This is a genomic window from Williamsia phyllosphaerae, from assembly GCF_014635305.1.
In the GTDB taxonomy this organism is placed as follows: domain Bacteria; phylum Actinomycetota; class Actinomycetes; order Mycobacteriales; family Mycobacteriaceae; genus Williamsia_A; species Williamsia_A phyllosphaerae.
In genome coordinates this window covers 169,732-189,910 of the sequence record NZ_BMCS01000003.1, presented here as the reverse complement: position 1 = coordinate 189,910, position 20,179 = coordinate 169,732, and the positions used below count along the sequence as shown (strand labels likewise).

Sequence of the window (20,179 nt, the reverse complement as noted above, 5' to 3'; positions counted from 1 at the left end):
GACGACTCAGCCGCGCTTCTTCGGCGGCTGGAACTGCGAGATGTCGATCCCCTCGAGACCGGGCGGGATCTGGTCGAGTCCGGCGGGCATGTTCGACAGGTCCGGGAAGCCCGCGGGCATGCCCGGCATGCCGGTGCGGTTCTTGGGCGGCGTGGGACCGCGGCCACCCTTCTTCCCCTTCTTGCCCTTCTTGCGGTTGTTCCGGTTGCCGCCGGGCATGCCCATGCGGCCCGACATCTGCGACATCATCTTGCGGGCGTCGTAGAACCGGTCGACGAGTTGGTTGACCTCGCTGACCGCGACACCGGAACCGTTCGCGATCCGCAGGCGGCGTGAGGCGTTGATGATCTTGGGGTTGTCGCGCTCGGCGGGGGTCATGCCGCGGATGATCGCCTGGACCCGGTCGAGTTGTTTGTCATCGACCTGGGACAGGGCGTCCTTCATCTGACCGGCACCGGGCAGCATGCCGAGCAGGTTCCCGATCGGCCCCATCTTGCGGATCATCAGCATCTGCTCGAGGAAGTCCTCGAGGGTCAGCTCACCCTGGGTGATCTTGGCCGCGGTCGCCTCGGCCTGCGCGACGTCCCAGTGTTCCTCGGCCTGCTCGATCAGCGAGAGCACGTCGCCCATGCCGAGGATACGGCTGGCCATGCGGTCGGGGTGGAAGGTGTCGAACTCGTCGAGCTTCTCGCCCGACGACGCGAACATGATGGGTCGGCCGGTGACCTCGCGGACCGACAGCGCGGCACCACCGCGCGCGTCACCGTCGAGCTTGGTCAGCACGACGCCGGTGAACCCGACACCCTCGGCGAACGCCTCGGCGGTGGTGACGGCGTCCTGACCGATCATCGCGTCGACGACGAACAGGATCTCGTCGGGCTGCACGGCGTCGCGGATCCCCGCGGCCTGGGCCATCAGCTCGGTGTCGATGCCGAGACGGCCTGCGGTGTCGACGATGACGATGTCGTGCTGCTTCGAGCGGGCCTCGGCGATACCGGCGCGGGCCACCTCGACGGGATCGGCAGCGCTGACCCCGAGCTCGCCCTCACCCCCGATGGACGTCCCCGGGTGCGGCGCGAACACCGGGGTGTTCGCGCGCTCACCGACGATCTGCAGCTGGCTGACCGCACCGGGGCGCTGCAGGTCGCAGGCCACCAGCAGCGGGGTGTGTCCCTGCTTCTTGAGCCACGCCGACAGCTTGCCCGCGAGAGTCGTCTTACCGGCACCCTGCAGGCCGGCGAGCATGATGACCGTGGGCGGGGTCTTGGCGAAGTTGATGCGCCGCGTCTCGCCACCGAGGATCCCGACGAGCTCCTCGTTGACGATCTTGACGATCTGCTGCGCCGGGTTGAGTGCCCCCGACACCTCCGAACCCTTGGCACGCTCTTTGATCCGGGCGATGAAGCCACGCACCACCGGCAGCGACACGTCGGCGTCGAGCAGTGCGAGCCGGATCTCCCGGCAGGTGCGGTCGATGTCGGCGTCGGACAGCTTGCCCTTGCCGCGTAGGTCTTTGAGTGCCCCGGTCAACCGGTCGGACAGCGAATCGAACATGGACCTACCCTATCGGCACGCCGGACGATCCCTGCTCGTCGTCGGTCTCCCGCGGCGGCTCCGGGGGTGGCACCACCGCGATGACGGCGTCGGACAGTCGCGACCGCAGATCGGCGGAGTCCTCGGTCAACCGCAGACCGAAGGTGTCGACGACCGTCCCGCCCATGGTGGCGACCGTGGCCCACTCGATGGCCACGCCGTGCGCCTCGATGACCGCCGACACGCGACTGAGCAGTCCCGAGCGGTCCGCCGCGCGCAGTTCCAGGACGGTGCGCGGTGCGCCGTCGGCCTGCGAGGGCGACGGGGTGGGGTCGATCCACAGCACCCGAGGCGGGGCGAGGGCGAACAGTGCCGGCACCGCCACGGGTGCGCCGTCGGGGTCGTTGACCGGCGGCGGCGCGGTGGGGATGGGCGATTCCCGCTCCCGGGCGTCGATCCGCGCGAGGACGTCGATGGTGCCCGCGGTGGCCTGCAGCAACTGCTGACGCAGCAGCCCGGCGTCGGGGGGATCACCGAACGCGGGGATGACCATGAACGTGTCGACGACACTGCCCGCGTGCGACTGGGCGGTGGCGCTGTGGCAGCGCAATCCGTTGAGCGCCAACACCCCGGCCATCTTCGACAGGGCGCCGTCGGAGTCGGGGGCGATCATGGTGACCAGGTGGGTGTGCGCGTTCTCGGTGGGTCTGATGTCGACGAACACGCCACCGGCCTCGGCCCGCGCGCGCTGGTCGTCGGTGAGCGGTTCGGGGGTGGGCAGCTCCTCACCGTCCATGACGCGCAGGCAGCGACGGACGAGTTCACCGATCAGCGACGCCTTCCAGTCGCCCCACACGCCGGGTCCGGTGGCCAGGGAGTCGGCCTCGGCCAACGCGGCCAGCAACTCCAGCAGCAACCGGTCGCCACCGAGGGCGTCGACGACGTCGCGGGTGGTGGCCGGGTCGTCGAGGTCGCGGCGGGTTGCGGTCGCCGGCAGCAGCAGGTGGTGACGGACCATCGCCGAGAGGGTCGCGACGTCGTCGGGCCACAGGCCGAAGCGGTTGCCGATCTGCGTGGCCAGCTCCGCCCCGACCACGCTGTGGTCGGCGCCGCGCCCCTTGCCCAGGTCGTGGATCAGGGCACCGAGCACCAGCAGGTCCGGACGCGCGACCCGTGTGGTCATGCGCGAGGCGTTGGCCGCGGTCTCGACGAGGTGGCGATCGACGGTCCAGGTGTGGATCGCGTCGCGCGGCGGGAGGTCGCGGACCGCTCCCCACTCGGGCAGGAGTCGACCCCACAGTCCGGTGCGGTCGAGGGCCTCGATCGGGGCGACCATGTGTCGACCGGTGCCCAGCAGCACGAGCAGATCGCTGAGCGCCTCCGACGGCCACGGCTCCCGCAGTTCGGGGGCGTAGTCGGCGAGGCGACTGAGGGTCGAGGCACTGATCGGCAGGCCCGTGCGCGCCGAGGCCGAGGCCACCCGCAGGATCAGGCCGGGGTCCTTGCTCGGTATCGCGTTGCGCGCCAACACCACCTCGCCGGAGTGCTCGACGACCCCCTCGTCGAGGGGACGCCGCACGGGCGGACGGCGCAGCATGGCCAGGCCCCGCCGCGGCAGGGCGTTGCCCGCGGTCCGCAGGCCGACGTCGACGGAGTAGCTGATGGTGCGGGCGCTGTCACTGATCACCCGAGCGAGGTCGAAACGGTCCCCGATGCGCAGGGCCGCGCCGATCTCGTCGGCGTCCTGCGCCCGCAGTTGTTCGCGGGGTCGGCCGGCGATGCGGTGCAGCTCGGTGCGGATGTCGAGCAGCCGGGTGTAGGCGACCTGCAGACCGGCGCCCGGCGAGTCCGGACGCAGATTGGCCATGCCGTCGGTGAGCTGGGCGATCGCCAACGCACCGAGCATCTGCACGTCGCGCAGTCCGCCCCGACCGTTCTTCAGGTCCGGCTCGGCCCGGTGCGCGATGTCGCCGCCACGGCGCCACCGGTCCCCCGCCTGATCGACCAGCTCGACGAACCGGTTGCGGATGTCGGCCCGCCACTGCCGACGGACGCCGGTGATGAGCAGTTCGGTGAGCGATTCGTCGCCCGCGATGTGACGCGCCTCGAGCAGGCCGAGTGCCGCGCTCATGTCGGTGGCCGCGACCTGTAGCGCCTGCGGAACGGTGCGCACGCTGTGGTCGAGCTTGATGTGGGCGTCCCACAGCGGGTACCAGAGACCGTCGGCGACCTCGGAGACCACCGCGGGATCCATGTCGTCGTGCAGCAGGATCAGGTCGAGATCGGAGTGCGGGAGCAACTCTCCTCGGCCCAGGCCACCGACCGCGACGATGGCGAAGCCGCTGTCGGGTCGCACCCCGAGCTCAGCACCCTTGGTGGTCAGCCAGAAGTCGTGCAGGTCGACCATGACCTGACGCAGGGCCGGTGCGTCGGTGCGTTTGGCGCCGTCGGTGCGGCGCAGGAGTTGTTTCCGTGCCGCGACGAGATCGGTTGCGGCCGTGGGAGTTGTTCGGGACGGCGGTGTTGTCGCGGACGGCGGAGGCCCCGCGCTCGACGTGGCGTCGGACGCGGGGCCTCCCCTGCGAGATTCACCGGATGAATCGTTCCCGCTGGTGACGAAGGGCACAGGTGCTTTCGTCTCTACAGCGCGTCCGAGCCGCGCTCGCCGGTACGGACGCGGACGACCGAGTCCACCGGCGACACCCAGACCTTGCCGTCACCGATCTTGCCGGTCCGTGCGGCCTCGACGATCACGTCGACGACCTTGTCCACGGCACCGTCGTCGACGACGACCTCGACGCGGACCTTGGGCACGAAGTCGACCGAGTACTCCGCACCGCGGTAGACCTCGGTGTGGCCCTTCTGCCGGCCGTAGCCCTGGACCTCGCTGACCGTCATACCGAGGACACCGGCCTGCTCGAGCCCGGCCTTGACGTCCTCCAACGTGAACGGCTTGACGATTGCTGTGATCAGCTTCACTTGCTCATCCCTCCTTGCCAACAGCGACGGTGCTCTGGCTCAATGCGCTACTTCCGGAACTACCACCCAGAGCAGCGAAGTCGTAAGCGGATTCGGCGTGTTGCGACTCGTCTGCACCTTCGGCCTCACCCTCGGGATCGATACGGAGACCGATGGTGTACTTGATGATCAAGGCAATTATGGCAGTAGCGACCGCGGAGTAGCCGAGCACGGCGAAAGCACCGACCGCCTGGCGCCACAGTTGATCGACTCCGCCGCCGTAGAACAGGCCGTCGACCGCAGCCGGGGCCTGGTGTGTCGCAACGAGTCCTACCATCAGCGTGCCGATCAGACCGCCGACGAGGTGGACGCCGACGACGTCGAGCGAATCGTCGAAGCCGAGCTTGAACTTCAGTCCGACCGCCAGGGCGCAGATCGCGCCGGCGACGACACCGATGATCAGGGCGCCGAGCACGTTCACCGAGGAACACGACGGGGTGATGGCGACCAGGCCGGCGACGACACCGGATGCACCGCCGAGCGAGGTCGCGTGACCGTCACGGATGACCTCGACGACCAGCCAGGCGAGCATCGCGGCCGCGGTGGCCACCGTGGTGGTGAGGAAGGTGGTGCCCGCGGTGCCGTTGGACGATGTCGCCGAGCCTGCGTTGAAGCCGTACCAGCCGAACCACAGGAGACCCGCGCCGAGCATCACGAACGGGAGGTTGTGCGGTCGCATCGCCGTCTTGGGCCAACCCCGACGCTTGCCGAGGATGATCGCGAGCACCAGGCCGGCGACACCGGCATTGATGTGGACCGCGGTACCACCCGCGAAGTCGATCGCTTTGAGCTTGTTGGCGATCCAGCCGCCGTGCTCGCCCGTGTAACCGTCGAAGGCGAAGACCCAGTGGGCGACCGGGAAGTAGACGATGGTCGACCACAGGACCGTGAAGGCCGCCCACGCACTGAACTTCATGCGGTCGGCGACCGCTCCGGACACGAGGGCCACGGTGATGATCGCGAACATGAGCTGGAAGACCACGAACACCGAGAGAGGCAGGGTGCCGAACAGCGGGATGTTGACGGCATCCGACGCCTCGGTCCCGCTCGCCGCGTCTGCAGCCACGGCTGCGGCGCCGTTCCCGCCGATCACACCCTTGAGCCCGAGGTACTGTCCGGGATCACCGATCACGCCACCCTTGTCGTCGCCGAAGGCGAACGAGAAGCCGTACAGCGCCCAGAGCACGGTCACGATGCCCATGGCGGTGACGCTCATCATGATCATGTTGAGGACGTTCTTCGCGCGGACCATGCCGCCGTAGAAGAACGCCAGTCCCGGGGTCATCAGCAACACGAGCGCAGCGCTCGCGAGCATCCAGGCGGTGTCACCGGTATCCGGGACACCCATTACGGGGTAAGCCACCCTAAATCCTCCTCGATGTGTGCACCGCGACGAGGCGCCGCGGCTTCGATCTGCGAGAAGGTTCCTATCCGGATGTTTCAGCGATGGCGATTACATGTTTCGCGAGCGTGAACGGAACCGCTTCATATATTTCGTCCACGTATCCCCCCAGGTGGGAAAACCCGTTCGCAGCGCAAATCACCATGATCCGGGCGAATCGGACAGAAGGGTTCAGCCCAGCAGGGCGTCGACGAACGCGCCCGGTTCGAAGGGCGCGAGGTCGTCGGCGCCCTCCCCCAGTCCCACCAGTTTCACCGGCACACCGAGCTCGTGTTGGACGTGGAAGACGATGCCGCCCTTGGCGGTGCCGTCGAGCTTCGTCAGGACCACGCCGGTGATGTCGACGACGTCGGCGAACACCTTGGCCTGCGCCATGCCGTTCTGTCCGGTGGTGGCGTCGAGGACCAGCAACACCTCGTCGACCTTCGTCTTCTTCTCGATGACGCGCTTGACCTTGCCGAGCTCGTCCATCAGACCGGTCTTGGTGTGCAGTCGGCCCGCGGTGTCGATGACGACCACGTCGACGCCGTCGGCGACTCCCGCGGCCACGGCGTCGAACGCCACCGAGGCCGGGTCGGCACCCTCGCGTCCGCGCACGACGGTCGCGCCGACGCGTTCGCCCCAGGTCTGCAGCTGATCGGCCGCGGCGGCACGGAACGTGTCCGCCGCACCGAGGACGACGCGGCGACCGTCGGCGACCAACACGCGGGCGAGCTTGCCGACCGTGGTGGTCTTGCCGGTGCCGTTGACACCGACCACCAGCAACACCGCGGGGGTGTCGGCGTGCGGCAGGGCGTGCACCGACCGGTCCAGGTCGGGCAGCAGTGCGGCGACGAGCACCGAGCGCAGGAGTTCGCGGACCTCGGCCGCGCTGCGGACGCTCGCGGTGGCCAGTTCGGCGCGCAGGCGGTCGACGACGGCGGTCGTGGTCGCGCTGCCGAGGTCGGCCGAGAGCAGGGTGTCCTCCACCTCCTCCCACGAGTCCTCGTCGAGGTCGCCACCACCGAGCAGTCCGAGCACGCCCTTGCCGAACACGCCCTGCGACCGCGCGAGACGTCCCCGTAGGCGGTGCAGGCGGCCGTCGACCGGGGCGATCTCGTCGATCCGGACCGGTGCCGGCGCCTCGGTGAGGCCGGAGAGGTCATCGGGCGCGGTGGTGCCGTCGTCGACCTCGGTGTCGGGGTCCTGCGGGGTCGCGGGCGGGTCGTACAGGTCGGGGTCGGGCAGCGACAGGTCGGTCATGCCGCGCTGTGCGGAATCCCGTGGGATGGCGGCATCGTCACCGACACCGGGTTGGCCGTCGGTCTCGGTGCGCTCGGGCAGGTCCGCCCACTCGCCGCGGTCGGGGGTCGTGGGCTTCTCACCGGGGGCCGGTGCGGTCGGTGTCGCCGTCGCGCCGCCACCCTGGCTGAAGCTGAACCCGCCGCCCGCGGTGTAGCCGCCGGACCGGTCGACCTCGCGCGGGCCGGTCTGTGTGGGATCGCCTGCGGTGTCACGCAGCGAGATACGCCTGCGACGGGCACGGACGAGGCCGACGACGAGGACGAGCAGCGCGACCACGACGACGGCCACGACGATGCCGATGATGATTTCGGTGTTCACCCCAACAGTCTGTCAGGAGGTGACGTCGACGCCTCGCAGCCGCTGCGAGATCACCGTGGTGATGCCGTCTCCCTGCATGCTCACGCCGTACAGAGCATCGGCGATCTCCATGGTGGGCTTCTGGTGGGTGATGACGATCAGCTGCGACCGCTCCCGCAGCTGCTCGAACAGCCGGATGAGGCGCCTCAGGTTGGTGTCGTCCAGCGCGGCCTCGACCTCGTCCATCACGTAGAACGGTGACGGCCGGGCCCGGAAGATGGCGACCAGCATCGCCACCGCGGTCAGCGACTTCTCGCCTCCGGAGAGCAGCGACAGTCGTTTGACCTTCTTGCCCGGCGGCCGCGCCTCCACCTCGATGCCGGTGGTGAGCATGTTGGCCGGGTCGGTCAGGAACAGCCGTCCCTCGCCGCCGGGGAACAGGGTCGTGAAGACCTCCGCGAACTCACGCTCGACGTCGGCGTAGGCCTCGCTGAACACCTGCAGGATCTTCGCGTCGACGTCCTCGACGACCTCGAGCAGGTCCCGACGGGCGCTGCGGACGTCCTCGAGCTGGGTGGACAGGAAGGTGTAGCGCTCCTCGAGAGCGGCGAACTCCTCCAGGGCCAGGGGGTTGACCTTGCCCAGGGTGTTCAGGTCGCGCTGCGCACGCTTGGCGCGCGCCTCCTGCGTGGCTCGGTGGTAGCGCAGAGGTGTGGGGGCGACGACGATCTCGCCACGCTCGACCGCCTGGTGGTACTCGGTCATCTCGAGGTCGCTGGGCGGCATCTCGACGTCCGGACCGTATTCGGTGACCAGGTCCTCCAGACCGATCGCGTAGGTCGACGAGATCTGCTCCTCGAGCTGCTCGACCCGCAGAGCGGCCTGCGCCCCCGCGACCTCGTCGCGGTGGAGTTCGTCACGCAGGCGGGCCATCGTCGTGGTCAGCTCGGCGACCTGTCTGCGGACGGCGTCGAGCTGGGCCGATCGGTGCGTGCGTGCGGCCTCGAGTTCGTCGCGGGCGGTCTGCGCCTGCGCGACGGCGTCGACGAGCCGTTCGGAGATCTCGTCGGCCGCGGCGACCACCGCGTGGGCGACCTCGGCGGCGTGGGCGCGTGCGCGGTTCTGTCGTTCGGCGCGGGCCCGGGATTCGCGTTCCGCCGCCGCGGCACGGCGCAGCGAGTCGGCACGCCCGCGGACCGACGCGAGGCGCTCCTCCGCGGTCCGCAGGGTCAGACGCGCATCGGTCTCGGCCGCGCGGGCCATCGACACCGCGGCGGCCGCGGCCACGCGCTCGGTGTCGGCGCCCTCGTCGCCGTCGTCGGAGTCGTCGGGCCGGGCGCGGGCCGCGCGCAGCCGGTCCTCCATCTCCTGGAGCTCGGCGAGCGTCGCCGCGCGCCCTGCTTCGACTCCCGCGCGTTGACCGGTGAGGCGCGTCGCCTCGTCGTGGGCCGCGCGGGCGGTCTGCCCGAGGCGGGCGAGCTGTTCGTAGACCGCTCCGACGGCGGCATCGGACTCGTGCAGGGCGGCCAGCGCGTCGTCGGCGGACTGGCGTCGGCTCTCCTGCTCGGCGAGCGCCCCCGACAACGCGGCCCCGACCTGTTCGCGTTTGTGTTGCTCGATCACCAGATCGGCTTTCGCCGAGTCGATGTCGGCCTGCACCTCGAGGGTCGACGGACGACGATCGGAGCCACCGCTGATCCACCCCGGGCCCAGGACATCGCCGTCGAGGGTGACCACGTCGAGGCGACGCCCTCGTTCCCGGGCTTCGCGGGCGACCGCCTCGGCGATCCTCTCGTCGTCGGCGACGACGGTCTCGGCGAGCAGCAGCGACACCGCGCCACGCAGGTCGTCGGGGGCCGAGAGGACCTGCGACGCCCACCGCGCACCGGGGGGCAGGGTGTCCCGATCGGCGGGGGTGGGTGCGGTCAGACCGCCGATCATCAGTGCGGCGCGGCCGCCGTCGGCGGACTTCAACGCCGACAACGCCGTTCGTGCGGTCGAGAGGTCCTTCGCGGCGACCGCGTCGACGGCGGGCCCCAGCGCGGCGGCGATGGCGGCCTCGAATCCGGCGTCGACACGCAGCAGATCGACCAGCGTGCCCAGCAGTCCGTCGACACCGTTGGACAGCAGCCACGCGCCGCCGTCCTTGCGGTGCAGCCCCGTCGTGAGTGCCTCGATCCGCGCGGTCAGCGAGGCGACCCGTTGTTCACCGGTGCGTTCGGCGGCCTGCAGTTCGGCGACCCGCTCGTTGGCGTGGTTGAGCGCGGTGACGCTGCGCTCGTGGTGTTCGTCGAGGCCGAGTTCGCCGGCGTCGAGGTCGGCGACGGTCGCCGAGACGGCGTCGAACTCCGCCTGGGCCTCCTCGGCCCGCAGGGTGGCGTCGGCGATCGCGGCCGACAGGCGGGCGGCTTCGGCGTCGGTGGACTCGGCGCGGGTCGTGAGATTGGTGACCTGACCCTCGAGGCGGACGAGGCCCTCACGTCGGTCGGCCACCGCACGCACGGCGTCCATGTGCGCCTTCTCCGCGGCGGCGGCGGCGGATTCGGCACCCACGAGCGCGCCGCGGGTGGCCTCGAGGGCTGCGTCGGCGGTCACGACGGCCTCGTCGAGCATGGCCTCCTGTTCGGCGGCCGCCTCGGCCTGCATCTCCATCTCGTCGGGGTCGCGCCCGTCCCCGCCGACGACCGGCTGCGAGAGGTGTCGGGTGCGTTCGGCGGCGACCCGGCGGGTGGCGTCGACGCGCTCGGCCAGCGCCGACAGCCGGAACCAGGACGCGGCCGCGGACTGGGCGGCGGGCACGATCGCGGCGACGTCGGCCTCGTGCCGGTTCATCTCCGCGGTCGCGGTGTCGAGCTCGGCGGCCACGAGGTCGGACTGCTCACGGATGGCGGCCTCGACGGCGCTCTGATCGGCCATGGCGCTGCGCAGGGTGACGAGATCGTCGGCGGCGAGGCGCAGGCGGGCGTCGCGGAGGTCGGCCTGGACCGTCTGCGCCCGGCGGGCGACCTCGGCCTGCCGTCCGAGGGGTTTGAGCTGGCGGCGGAGTTCGTCGGTGAGGTCACCGAGGCGGGCGAGGTTGGCCTGCATCGACTCGAGTTTGCGGACCGCCTTTTCTTTGCGTTTGCGGTGTTTGAGGACGCCCGCGGCCTCCTCGATGAACGCGCGGCGGTCCTCGGGACGGGACTCGAGGATGGCCGAGAGACGTCCCTGGCCGACGATGACGTGCATCTCTCGGCCGATACCGGAGTCGCTGAGCAGTTCCTGCACGTCCATCAGGCGGCACGAGCTGCCGTTGATCTCGTATTCGCCGGCGCCGTCGCGGAACATGCGGCGGGTGACCGAGACCTCGGAGTAGTCGATGGGCAGCGCACCGTCGGCGTTGTCGATGGTCAGCGTGACCTCGGCCCGACCCAGCGGAGGGCGACCGGAGGTGCCTGCGAAGATGACGTCGTCCATCTTGCCGCCGCGCAGCGCCTTGGCGCCCTGCTCACCCATCACCCAGCTCAGCGCGTCCACCACGTTGGACTTGCCGGAACCGTTCGGTCCGACGACACAGGTGATCCCCGGTTCGAACTTCAGGGTGGTGGCCGACGCGAAGGACTTGAATCCCTTCAGCGTCAGGCTCTTGAGGTGCACGACGGTAGAGATTACCCATGTGGTGCGACGGTCATCATCACTCGTGGTCGCGCGGGTGTTGCCGCGGTGTTCACCGCGGTGTCGCTCAGCGTTCCGCAAACCCCGTCAGGTCGCCCACGGGCGCGCCGAACTCCTCGACCACGAGGTCGACCGTGCCCGGTGTGGTGTCAGAGCGCAGCAGGTCGAGCAGGCGGTGCACGTTCGTCTCGGTCCCCTCGGCGACGACCAGGACGCGTCCGTCCGCCTGGTTCGCGGCGTAGCCGACCAGTCCGAGTTCGAGCGCTCGCGATCGCGTCCACCACCGGAAGCCGACGCCTTGGACGTGTCCGTGCACCCAGGCCGTCAAGCGTGACATGCCGGAGGGCCCGCTCTCGCTCCGATCCTCGCTCCGCTCGATTCTCACTCGGCGACCCTCCGGATCATGCCGGAGGAGCCGGGCTCGATCGTGAGGCCGACCTCGGTGCCCGCCTTGAGGGTGCGACCCACCGTGCAGGCCGCGTCGACGGCGCGTTCGACCACCACCAGCAATCGCTTGGCGGTGTCGGCGTCGAGAGCGGACAGATCGAGTTCGAGGACCTCCTCGAGACGGGGGTAGACCTCGTTGTCGCGGTCCGCGGCTCCGCTGACGCGCACCGTCGCGTCGTAGTCGTCGCCGAGGCGGCGCGACAGGGGGGCGTCGGAACTCATGCCCGTGCACGCACCGAGCGCGATCTTCAGCAGCTCGCCGGGGGTGAAGACCCCCTCGACGCCCTCCGAACCCACGAGCACCTCCGCGCCGCGGGAGCTCCGCCCGATGTATCGGCGGGTGCCGGTGCGCTCGACCCACAGCCGCGTCGCCCCGGCGGTGTCCGGAGCAGTCGGGTCGGTGCTGTCTGGGCTCGTCGTCATACGACGATTGAACACCGCGGCCGGTGACCGCATTCCGTCGTACCGCTCAGCGGACGAAGCGGTATCCCATGCCCGCCTCGGTGAGCAGGTGCGTCGGGTGGGCGGGATCGGACTCCAGCTTGCGGCGCAGTCCGGCGAGATAGACACGCAGATAATGGGTCTGCGAGTCGTAGGACGGTCCCCACACCTCGTGCAGGAGCTCGCGCTGCCCGACGAGCTTGCCCTCGTTGCGGACCAGCATCTCCAGCACTCCCCACTCGGTCGGGGTGAGGTGGACGTCGGTACCGTCGCGCCGCACGCGCTTGGCCCGCAGGTCGACCACGAACGACCCCGCGTCGACGACAGGCTCCTCCAGGCCCGGCGTCGGCGCACTCGCGCGACGCACCGCCGCCCGCAGTCGCGCCAGGAGTTCCTCCATGCCAAAGGGTTTGGTGACGTAGTCATCGGCACCGGCGTCGAGGGCCTGCACCTTGTCGGCTGCGTCGGTGCGGGCCGACAGCACGATCACCGGCACGGTGGTCCACCCGCGCAGGCCGGAGAGCACCTCGAACCCGTCGATGTCGGGCAACCCGAGATCGAGGACGACGACCTGCGGGTTGGTCTGGGCGGCGGCGCGTAGCGCACCCGCGCCGGTCGATGCGGTGGTCACCTCGAAACCGCGGGCCTTGAGATTGATCCGCAGCGCGCGCAGGATCTGCGGTTCGTCGTCGACGACGAGAACCCGCACGTGCTCATCGGTCTGTGGTTGCGACACCGTCGGCTCCTTCGATGGGATCGGGGTCGGCGGGGAGGTCGACCACCAGGGTCAACCCGCCGCCGGGGGTGTCGTGCGCGTCGAGCGCTCCCCCCATGGCCTCGGTGAACCCTTGGGCCACCGACAGTCCCAGCCCGACACCGGAACTCGTGTTCTGATCACCGAGCCGGTGGAAGGCCGCGAAGATCTGTTCACGGTCGTGCGGTCGGATCCCCTCGCCGTGGTCGACGACCCCGATCAGGACGCGCCGGGGGTCGGCGGCGGTGATCTCCGCGGTCACCTGCACCGGCCCGTCGCCGCCGTGGCGCAGACCGTTGTCGATGAGGTTGGCCAGGACGCGTTCGAGCAGAACAGAATCGGCGTGTACGGCGATGTCGCGGACGCCGATCTCGACGCGGTTGACCTGGCGGATGTCATACGTCGACATCCCGACCAGGACTCGACCGACGACCTCGGCGAGGTAGACCGTCCGCATCTGCGGACGCACCACCCCGGCGGCCAGCCGCGAGGAGTCCAACAGGTTGCCGACCAGCGCCGACAGGTGGTCGGTCGACTCCTCGATCGTGGCGAGCAGTTCCGCGGTGTCCTCGGCGGAGAACGAGACGTCGGTGCTGCGCAGGCTCGAGGCGGCCGCCTTCACCGCGGCGAGCGGGGTCCGCAGGTCGTGGCTCACCGCCGACAACAGTGCGCGACGCAGCCGGTCGGTCTCGGCCAGGGCCTTGGCACTCGAGGCCTCCTCGGCGAGGCGCCTGCGTTCGACGACGCCGGCGGCCTGCGAGGCCACAGCGGTCAGCACGCGACGATCCCGTCCACCGACCGCGGGCCCCCGCAGCAGCAGGACGAAGGGGCCGGACGGCACCGTGCAGACCGTGTCGGCCTCGGACGGTGTCGTGGCGGGGTCGACGCCGACGGCGTTCTCGACCACCGGCACCGACGACCCGTCGTCGATCCGCACGACCGACACCGACTGCTGGTCGAAGGTCTCGCGGACCAACTCCAACAGCTTGTCGAGGCTCTGTCCGCTGAGCACCGCGCCCGCGAACGTGGCGAGCAGTTCGGCCTCCCCCGCCGCACGGGTGGCCTCACGTCGACGCACCGTCGCGGAATCGACGAGTGCGGCGACCGCGATGGCGATCAGCAACATCACCACGATGGTGGAGAGGTTCTCGACGCTGTCGATGGTGAACGTGTAGCGCGGATCGGTGAAGAAGAAGTTGAGCAGCAGCCCCGACGCGATCGCCGTCAGCGCCGCGGGCCCGACACCGCCGAGCATCGAGATGGCGAGCACGACGACGAAGAACACGGCGGTCTCGCTGGCGAAGCCGAGCCACCGGTCGAGCCCGAACAGCGCCGCGGCGGCCGCGCACGGCACCACCACCGCCAGCATCCAGCTCAGGGGGCGGTGGAAGCGGGTCTCTCGGATGTCGAGCGGGTTGCGTTGCCGCTCCTGATCGTGGGTCACCATGTGGACGTCGATCTTCCCCGACATCCGCACCACGCCCGCACCGGTCCCCTCGTCGACGAGGCGCTGCCACCGCGATCGTCGCGACGTCCCCATCACGAGCTGGGTGGCGTTCACTCCCCGGGCGAAGTCCAGGAGGGTCTCCGGGATCGAGTCGCCGACCACGGTGTGGATCCGGGCGTTGAACCCGGCGGCGAGATCCGACAGCGACGGGAGCTCGCCGGACAACCGGTCGAGCAGGCCGTCGCCGCGGATGACGTGCACCGCGATCAGCTCCGCGCTCGACCGTGAGGCGATGCGGCTGGCCCGCCGCAGCAGGGTCGCCGACTCCGGCCCACCGGTGACGGCCACGACCACCCGTTCGCGGGTCTCCCAGGTGTCGGTGATGGCGTGCTCGGCGCGGTAGTCGGCGAGCGAGTCGTCGACGCGGTCGGCGAGCCACAGCAGGGCGAGTTCGCGCAGCGCCGTCAGGTTGCCCTGCCGGAAGTAGTTGACCAGTGCGCCCTGGATGCGTTCGCCGGGGTAGACCTTGCCCGCCGACAGACGCCGGCGCAGCGCCTCGGGCGCGATGTCGACCAGTTCGACCTGATCGGCGGCCCGGACCACGTCGTCGGGAACGGTCTCGCGTTGCGTCACCCCGGTGATCTGGGCGACGACGTCGTTCAGACTCTCGAGATGCTGGATGTTGACCGTCGACAGCACGTCGATCCCCGCGTCGAGGATGTCGCGGATGTCCTCCCAGCGCTTGGCGTTGGCGCCGCCGGGGGCGTTGGAATGCGCGAGTTCGTCGACGAGCACGACGTCGGGCGCCCGCTCGAGGACCGCGGGCAGATCGAGTTCGTCGAGCACGGTGCCGCGGTAGTGCACCGGGGTGGTCGGGACGGTCTCGATGCCCTCGAGCATCCGGGCGGTACCGCTACGACCGTGGGTCTCGACGATCGCCGCGACGACGTCGGCGCCCTCGACCGCCAGCGTGGCCGCCTGCGCCAGCATCTCGTAGGTCTTGCCCACGCCGGGCGCGCAGCCGAGGAATATCTGCAACGTCCCGCGCTTCTCGGCCGGCTCACCGGCGCCGCGTGCCGCCGGTGGCGACGGATCTGTTGATCGGGTGGACACCACCTGATCTTTCTCCTGCCCCACGACGACCCGCTACCCGCACCTCGGTGCCAGCAGGCCGAGGTCGATGTTGACCTCGAGGACGTTGACCCGCGCCTGCCCGAGGAACCCCAACTGCCGATCGGAGGTGTGCCGCGCGACGATGGCCTCGACGTCGGCGACCGACCGGCCGTTGACCCGCGCCAACCGCGGGACCTGCAGTGCCGCATAGGCCTCGCTGATGTCCGGGTCGACACCGGAACCCGACCCCGTCACCGCGTCGACCGGGACCGCGGAGGGGGCGACGCCCTCACGGACGGCGATGGCATCGCGCCGGGCGTCGATGTTCTTCGCGAGGAGTTCACTGTTGGGTCCCTGCTGGCTCGCCGCGGACGCCGACGGGTCACCCGGGGCGAACGGGTCATCGGCCGATCCGACCACCCGTGAGTGCAGGTAGGGGTCCGGGCGTCCCGCCGGCGCCGTGAGGTCGACGCCGAGCAACGACGAACCGACGACGCACCCGCGGGCGTCGGTGACCGTCGATCCCTCGGCCGACGCACTGCCGATCCGGGAGATGCCCCACACCGCCGCGGGATAGGCCGCACCGAGCACGACGGTGAGTCCCACGAGCACGGCGAGACCGACGATCGACTGTCGCAGAACCTGTTTGATGATGAGCACGTGCTACCCCATTCCCGGGAGAAAACGGACGACGAGGTCGATGAGCCAGATGCCGACGAACGGGGACACGACCCCGCCGAGGCCGTAGACCGCGAGGTTGCGGCCCAGCAGCTTCGACGCCGAACTCGGTCGGTAGCGGACGCCCTTCAACGACAGCGGGATCAGCGCGATGATGATCAGCGCGTTGAAGATGACGGCCGAGGTGATGGCCGAGGCCGCCGAGTGCAGACGCATCACGTTGAGGTCGTCGAGCTGCGGATAGATGCCGCTGAACAGTGCGGGCAGGATCGCGAAGTACTTGGCGAGATCGTTGGCCAGCGAGAAGGTCGTCAACGCACCACGCGTGATCAACAGCTGCTTGCCGATCGCGACGACGTCGATCAACTTGGTCGGGTCGGAGTCGAGGTCGACCATGTTGCCCGCCTCCTTGGCCGCCGACGTGCCGGTGTTCATCGCCAACCCCACATCCGCCTGCGCGAGCGCGGGGGCGTCGTTGGTGCCGTCGCCGGTCATGGCCACGAGGCGCCCACCGGACTGCTCGGTCTTGATCAGCGCGAGCTTGTCCTCGGGGGTGGCCTCGGAGATGAAGTCGTCGACGCCGGCCTCGGCGGCGATGGCAGCCGCGGTCCTCGGGTTGTCACCGGTGACCATCACCGTCCGGATGCCCATCGCCCGCAGTTGCGCGAAGCGTTCGGCGATACCGGGTTTGACGACGTCGGACAGCGCGATGACACCCAGGATGCGTACCGGCGCGTCACCGAGGCGGTCGGCCACGACCAGCGGGGTCCCGCCGCCGGCGGCGATCTCGTCCACCGCTGCGGTCACCGCGTCGTCGACGGCGGTGCCGCCCTCGCGGGCCCACCGGATCGCGGCGTCGGCGGCCCCCTTGCGGATGGCGAGGTCGCCCTCCTCGGGGATGTCGAGACCGCTCATGCGGGTCTGTGCGGTGAACGGCACGATGGTCGCCGAGCCCGGCGCGGGTCGCACGGACTCGACGTCGACGCCATAGCGCTCACGACACAGGTCGATGATGCTGCGCCCCTCGGGGGTGTCGTCACCCAGGCTGGATCGGCATGCCGCGGCGGCGATCTCGTCGACGGACACACCCGGGGCGTGGACCAGCGCGGTGGCCCGCCGGTTGCCGAACGTGATCGTCCCGGTCTTGTCCATCAGCAGGGTGTCGATGTCGCCGGCCGCCTCCACGGCACGACCCGACATCGCGAGCACGTTGCGTTGCACCAACCGGTCCATGCCCGCGATGCCGATGGACGACAGCAGGGCGCCGATCGTGGTCGGGATCAGACACACCAGGAGCGCGATCAACTTCACCGGATCCGGTGTCGAACCGGCGTACTGCTGCAACGGTCCGACGGCGACCACCGCCAGCAGGAAGATGACCGTGAGGCTCGCCAGCAGGATGTCCAGGGCGATCTCGTTGGGTGTCTTCTTGCGCGACGCGCCCTCGACGAGTGCGATCATCCGGTCGACGAAGGACTCCCCCGGTGAGGTGGTGATCTTCACGACGATCCGGTCCGAGAGCACCACGGTCCCACCGGTCACCGCGCACCGGTCGCCGCCGGACTCACGGATCACCGGTGCGGATTCGCCGGTGATCGCCGACTCGTCCACCGTCGCGATCCCCTCGACGACGTCGCCGTCGCCGGCGATCACCTCACCGGCCTCGACCACGATGCGGTCGCCGATCACCAGGTCCGCCCCGGAGATCTCGGTGATCTCGTCGTCGGCACCGAGCCGCCGGGCGGTCGTGTCCTGCTTGACCTTCCGCAGGCTCGCCGCCTGCGCCTTGCCGCGCCCCTCGGCGACGGCCTCGGCGAGGTTGGCGAACAGCGAGGTGAACCAGAGCCAGAACGCGATGGCCCACGAGAACCAGGACGGTTCCGCGACGGCCAGCACGGTGGTGACGATCGCCCCCAGGTAGACCACGAACATGACCGGGTTGCGGGCCTGGTCGCGCGGGGTGAACTTGCGCAGCGCGTCCGGGACGGCCCGGACGAGTTGGGTGGGCGAGAACGCCCCGCTGCCCGCCATGTCGTCGGACGGGGCCGACGACACCGCCGTCTCCGGCGTCGGGGAATCGGTGATGGTCATGCGAGCGCCTCCGCGATCGGGCCCAGCGCGAGCGCCGGGAAGAACGTAAGTCCGGCGACCAGCAGGACGGTGCCGGTCAGCAGGCCTCCGTACAGCGGGCCGTGGGTGGGCAGGGTGGCCGTGGAGATCGGCTTGGCCTTCTGGCGGGCCAGCAGTCCGGCCAGCGCGAGAGTGAAGATGATCGGCAGGAATCGACCGAACAGCATCGCCACACCCAGCGCGATCTGGAACCAGTCGCTGGTGACGGTCAATCCGCCGAACGCGCTGCCGTTGTTGTTCGACGCCGAGGCGAAGGCGTAGAGGATCTCCGAGTAGCCGTGGATCGAGCCCGGGGAACCCGGGTCACCGCCGTTGCCCTGGAACGAGGTGGTCGACGGGAGGATCGCGGTGATCGCGGTGCCGACGAGGACGAGTGCGGGCATCACCAGGATCGACAGTGCGGCCATGGTGATCTCGAGTTGACCGATCTTCTTGCCGAGGAATTCCGGGGTGCGGCCCACGAGCAGCCCGCCGACGAACACCGCGATGATGGCCAGCACCAACATCCCGTACAGCCCCGTGCCCACTCCGCCGGGTGCGACCTCGCCGAGCAGCATGTTCCAGATGAGCGCCCCGCCGCCGGCGGCGGAGAAACTGTCGTGCTGGGAGTTGACGGCTCCGGTCGAGGTACCGGTGGTCGCCACTGCGTAGAGCACCGAGGCAGGTATCCCGAAGCGCTGCTCCTTGCCTTCCATCATCGCCCCGGCCGCCCGTGCGGCGACACCGTTGGTGCGCTCCTCGAAGGCCCAGGTGATCGACAGGATGATCGCGAACAGTGTGGCCATGACGCCGAGGATGGTGAAGCCCTGGCGACGGTCGCCCACCATCGTCGCGTAGGTGCGGGTCAGGCAGACCGGGATGATCAGGATGGCGATGATCTGGGCGATGTTGCTCAACGGCGTCGGGTTCTCGAACGGGTGCGCGGAGTTGGTGGCCAGCGAGCCACCGCCGTTCGTGCCGAGTTCCTTGATGGCCTCCTGGGAGGCGAACGGACCGAGCACCCCGTGACCCCGGTTGCCGTCGAGCCCGGTGAAGTCGAATCCGGAGTGGAACGACTGCACGACCCCCTGGGTGAGGAACAGGATCGCGAACAGGACACTGAGCGGCAACAGGATCCGGATGCTGCCGCGGACGAGGTCGACCCAGAAGTTGCCGATCTCACCGGTGCTGACCTTCGAGACGATGCCGCGCACCAGGGCGACGGCGACCGCGAGTCCGACGGCGGCCGAGAGGAAGTTCTGCACCGCGAGCCCACCGGCCTGGGTCAGGTTCCCCATCACCGCCTCGGGCGAGTAGGACTGCCAGTTGGTGTTGGTGACGAACGAGACCGCGGTGTTGAACGCCATCGAACTCGGCACCGCAGGCCGCCCGCCGGACATCGGCAGATGACTTTGGATGCGCTGCAGGACATACAGGAACAGCACACTGACGAGTGAGAAGCCGAGCAACGCGGCGGCATAGGCAACCCACGTCTGCTTGCGACCGGGGTCGACCCGCACGATGCGGTAGAACCAGCGTTCCGGCGCGACATCGTGGGTGCTGGTGAACACGCGGGCCATGTAATCGCCGAGCGGTACGTAGGCCAGCGCCAGGACGACCACCACCGCCGCGATCTGCAGTGCCGCTGCAAGAGCAGGATTCATCAGAACTTCTCGGGGAACACGAGCGCGGTGAGCAGGTACAGCGCGACGACGACGGCGATCACCAGCAGGATGACGTTGACCGTCCCGGAGGCGGTCATCGCGAGACCCGGCTCGACACCGCGCGCAGCACGAGCGCGCAGGCACCGAACATCCCGAGGATGATGAGCACGAAAATCAGGTCCGTCACGCGATCTCCCAGTCGACTCGAGCGCCGGACCCGCGATGGTCCGGTTCGCGAGTCCGATCGTGTCTCACCGATCGGGCGCAGCAGGCCGCGTTAACGCGCTCTCGACGCGCTCACCTGCGGTCTTGACGACATCCATACGCCGACGAACCCG

The 20,179-nt window shown here is 69.8% G+C and carries 14 protein-coding genes; all 14 read right to left on the bottom strand.

What is annotated here, in order from left to right; translation table 11 throughout:
* Positions 1–6: 6 nt before the first annotated feature.
* Complete coding sequence (gene ffh, locus IEV93_RS19430) at positions 7–1,554, bottom strand: signal recognition particle protein (RefSeq protein WP_188492121.1); 1,548 nt, start codon at positions 1,552–1,554, stop codon at positions 7–9.
* A 4-nt stretch (positions 1,555–1,558) separates the two neighbouring features.
* A complete protein-coding gene (locus IEV93_RS19425; protein ID WP_188492119.1) occupies positions 1,559–4,159 on the bottom strand; it encodes a [protein-PII] uridylyltransferase in 2,601 nt (866 codons plus the stop codon).
* Between the two features lie 14 nt (positions 4,160–4,173).
* Positions 4,174–4,512 carry a P-II family nitrogen regulator gene (locus IEV93_RS19420; protein WP_188492116.1) on the bottom strand — a complete coding sequence of 113 codons (339 nt, stop codon included), beginning with the start codon at positions 4,510–4,512 and terminating at the stop codon, positions 4,174–4,176.
* 4 nt (positions 4,513–4,516) lie between these two features.
* Positions 4,517–5,899: an ammonium transporter gene (locus IEV93_RS19415; RefSeq protein ID WP_188493208.1), complete on the bottom strand. Its 1,383-nt coding sequence runs from the start codon at positions 5,897–5,899 to the stop codon at positions 4,517–4,519.
* A 225-nt stretch (positions 5,900–6,124) separates the two neighbouring features.
* Entirely contained in the window at positions 6,125–7,555 is a 1,431-nt protein-coding gene (ftsY, locus tag IEV93_RS19410; RefSeq protein ID WP_188492114.1) for a signal recognition particle-docking protein FtsY, read from the bottom strand.
* A 12-nt stretch (positions 7,556–7,567) separates the two neighbouring features.
* Positions 7,568–11,170, bottom strand: coding sequence for a chromosome segregation protein SMC (gene smc / locus IEV93_RS19405; RefSeq protein ID WP_188492112.1), 3,603 nt, complete (start codon positions 11,168–11,170; stop codon positions 7,568–7,570).
* An 85-nt stretch (positions 11,171–11,255) separates the two neighbouring features.
* Positions 11,256–11,525 carry an acylphosphatase gene (locus tag IEV93_RS19400; RefSeq protein WP_188492110.1) on the bottom strand — a complete coding sequence of 90 codons (270 nt, stop codon included), beginning with the start codon at positions 11,523–11,525 and terminating at the stop codon, positions 11,256–11,258.
* Positions 11,526–11,569: 44 nt separating this feature from the next.
* Positions 11,570–12,058, bottom strand: a complete 489-nt coding sequence (locus IEV93_RS19395; protein ID WP_188492108.1) for an OsmC family protein — start codon at positions 12,056–12,058, stop codon at positions 11,570–11,572.
* A gap of 46 nt (positions 12,059–12,104) precedes the next feature.
* Complete coding sequence (locus IEV93_RS19390; RefSeq protein ID WP_188493206.1) at positions 12,105–12,785, bottom strand: response regulator; 681 nt, start codon at positions 12,783–12,785, stop codon at positions 12,105–12,107.
* A gap of 4 nt (positions 12,786–12,789) precedes the next feature.
* The gene (locus tag IEV93_RS19385) at positions 12,790–15,390 is read right to left on the bottom strand and encodes a DUF4118 domain-containing protein (protein ID WP_229705413.1); all 2,601 of its coding nucleotides are present in this window, start codon (positions 15,388–15,390) and stop codon (positions 12,790–12,792) included.
* Positions 15,391–15,423: 33 nt separating this feature from the next.
* Positions 15,424–16,050, bottom strand: coding sequence for a potassium-transporting ATPase subunit C (locus tag IEV93_RS19380; protein ID WP_229705342.1), 627 nt, complete (start codon positions 16,048–16,050; stop codon positions 15,424–15,426).
* A gap of 3 nt (positions 16,051–16,053) precedes the next feature.
* The gene (gene kdpB / locus IEV93_RS19375) at positions 16,054–18,159 is read right to left on the bottom strand and encodes a potassium-transporting ATPase subunit KdpB (protein WP_188492104.1); all 2,106 of its coding nucleotides are present in this window, start codon (positions 18,157–18,159) and stop codon (positions 16,054–16,056) included.
* The gene (gene kdpA / locus IEV93_RS19370) at positions 18,156–19,841 is read right to left on the bottom strand and encodes a potassium-transporting ATPase subunit KdpA (protein WP_188492102.1); all 1,686 of its coding nucleotides are present in this window, start codon (positions 19,839–19,841) and stop codon (positions 18,156–18,158) included. The genes kdpB and kdpA overlap by 4 nt, the downstream gene beginning before the upstream one ends.
* Positions 19,841–19,939 carry a potassium-transporting ATPase subunit F gene (locus IEV93_RS19365; protein ID WP_188492100.1) on the bottom strand — a complete coding sequence of 33 codons (99 nt, stop codon included), beginning with the start codon at positions 19,937–19,939 and terminating at the stop codon, positions 19,841–19,843. Before IEV93_RS19365 ends, kdpA begins: the two co-directional genes overlap by 1 nt.
* Between the last annotated feature and the right edge of the window lie 240 nt (positions 19,940–20,179).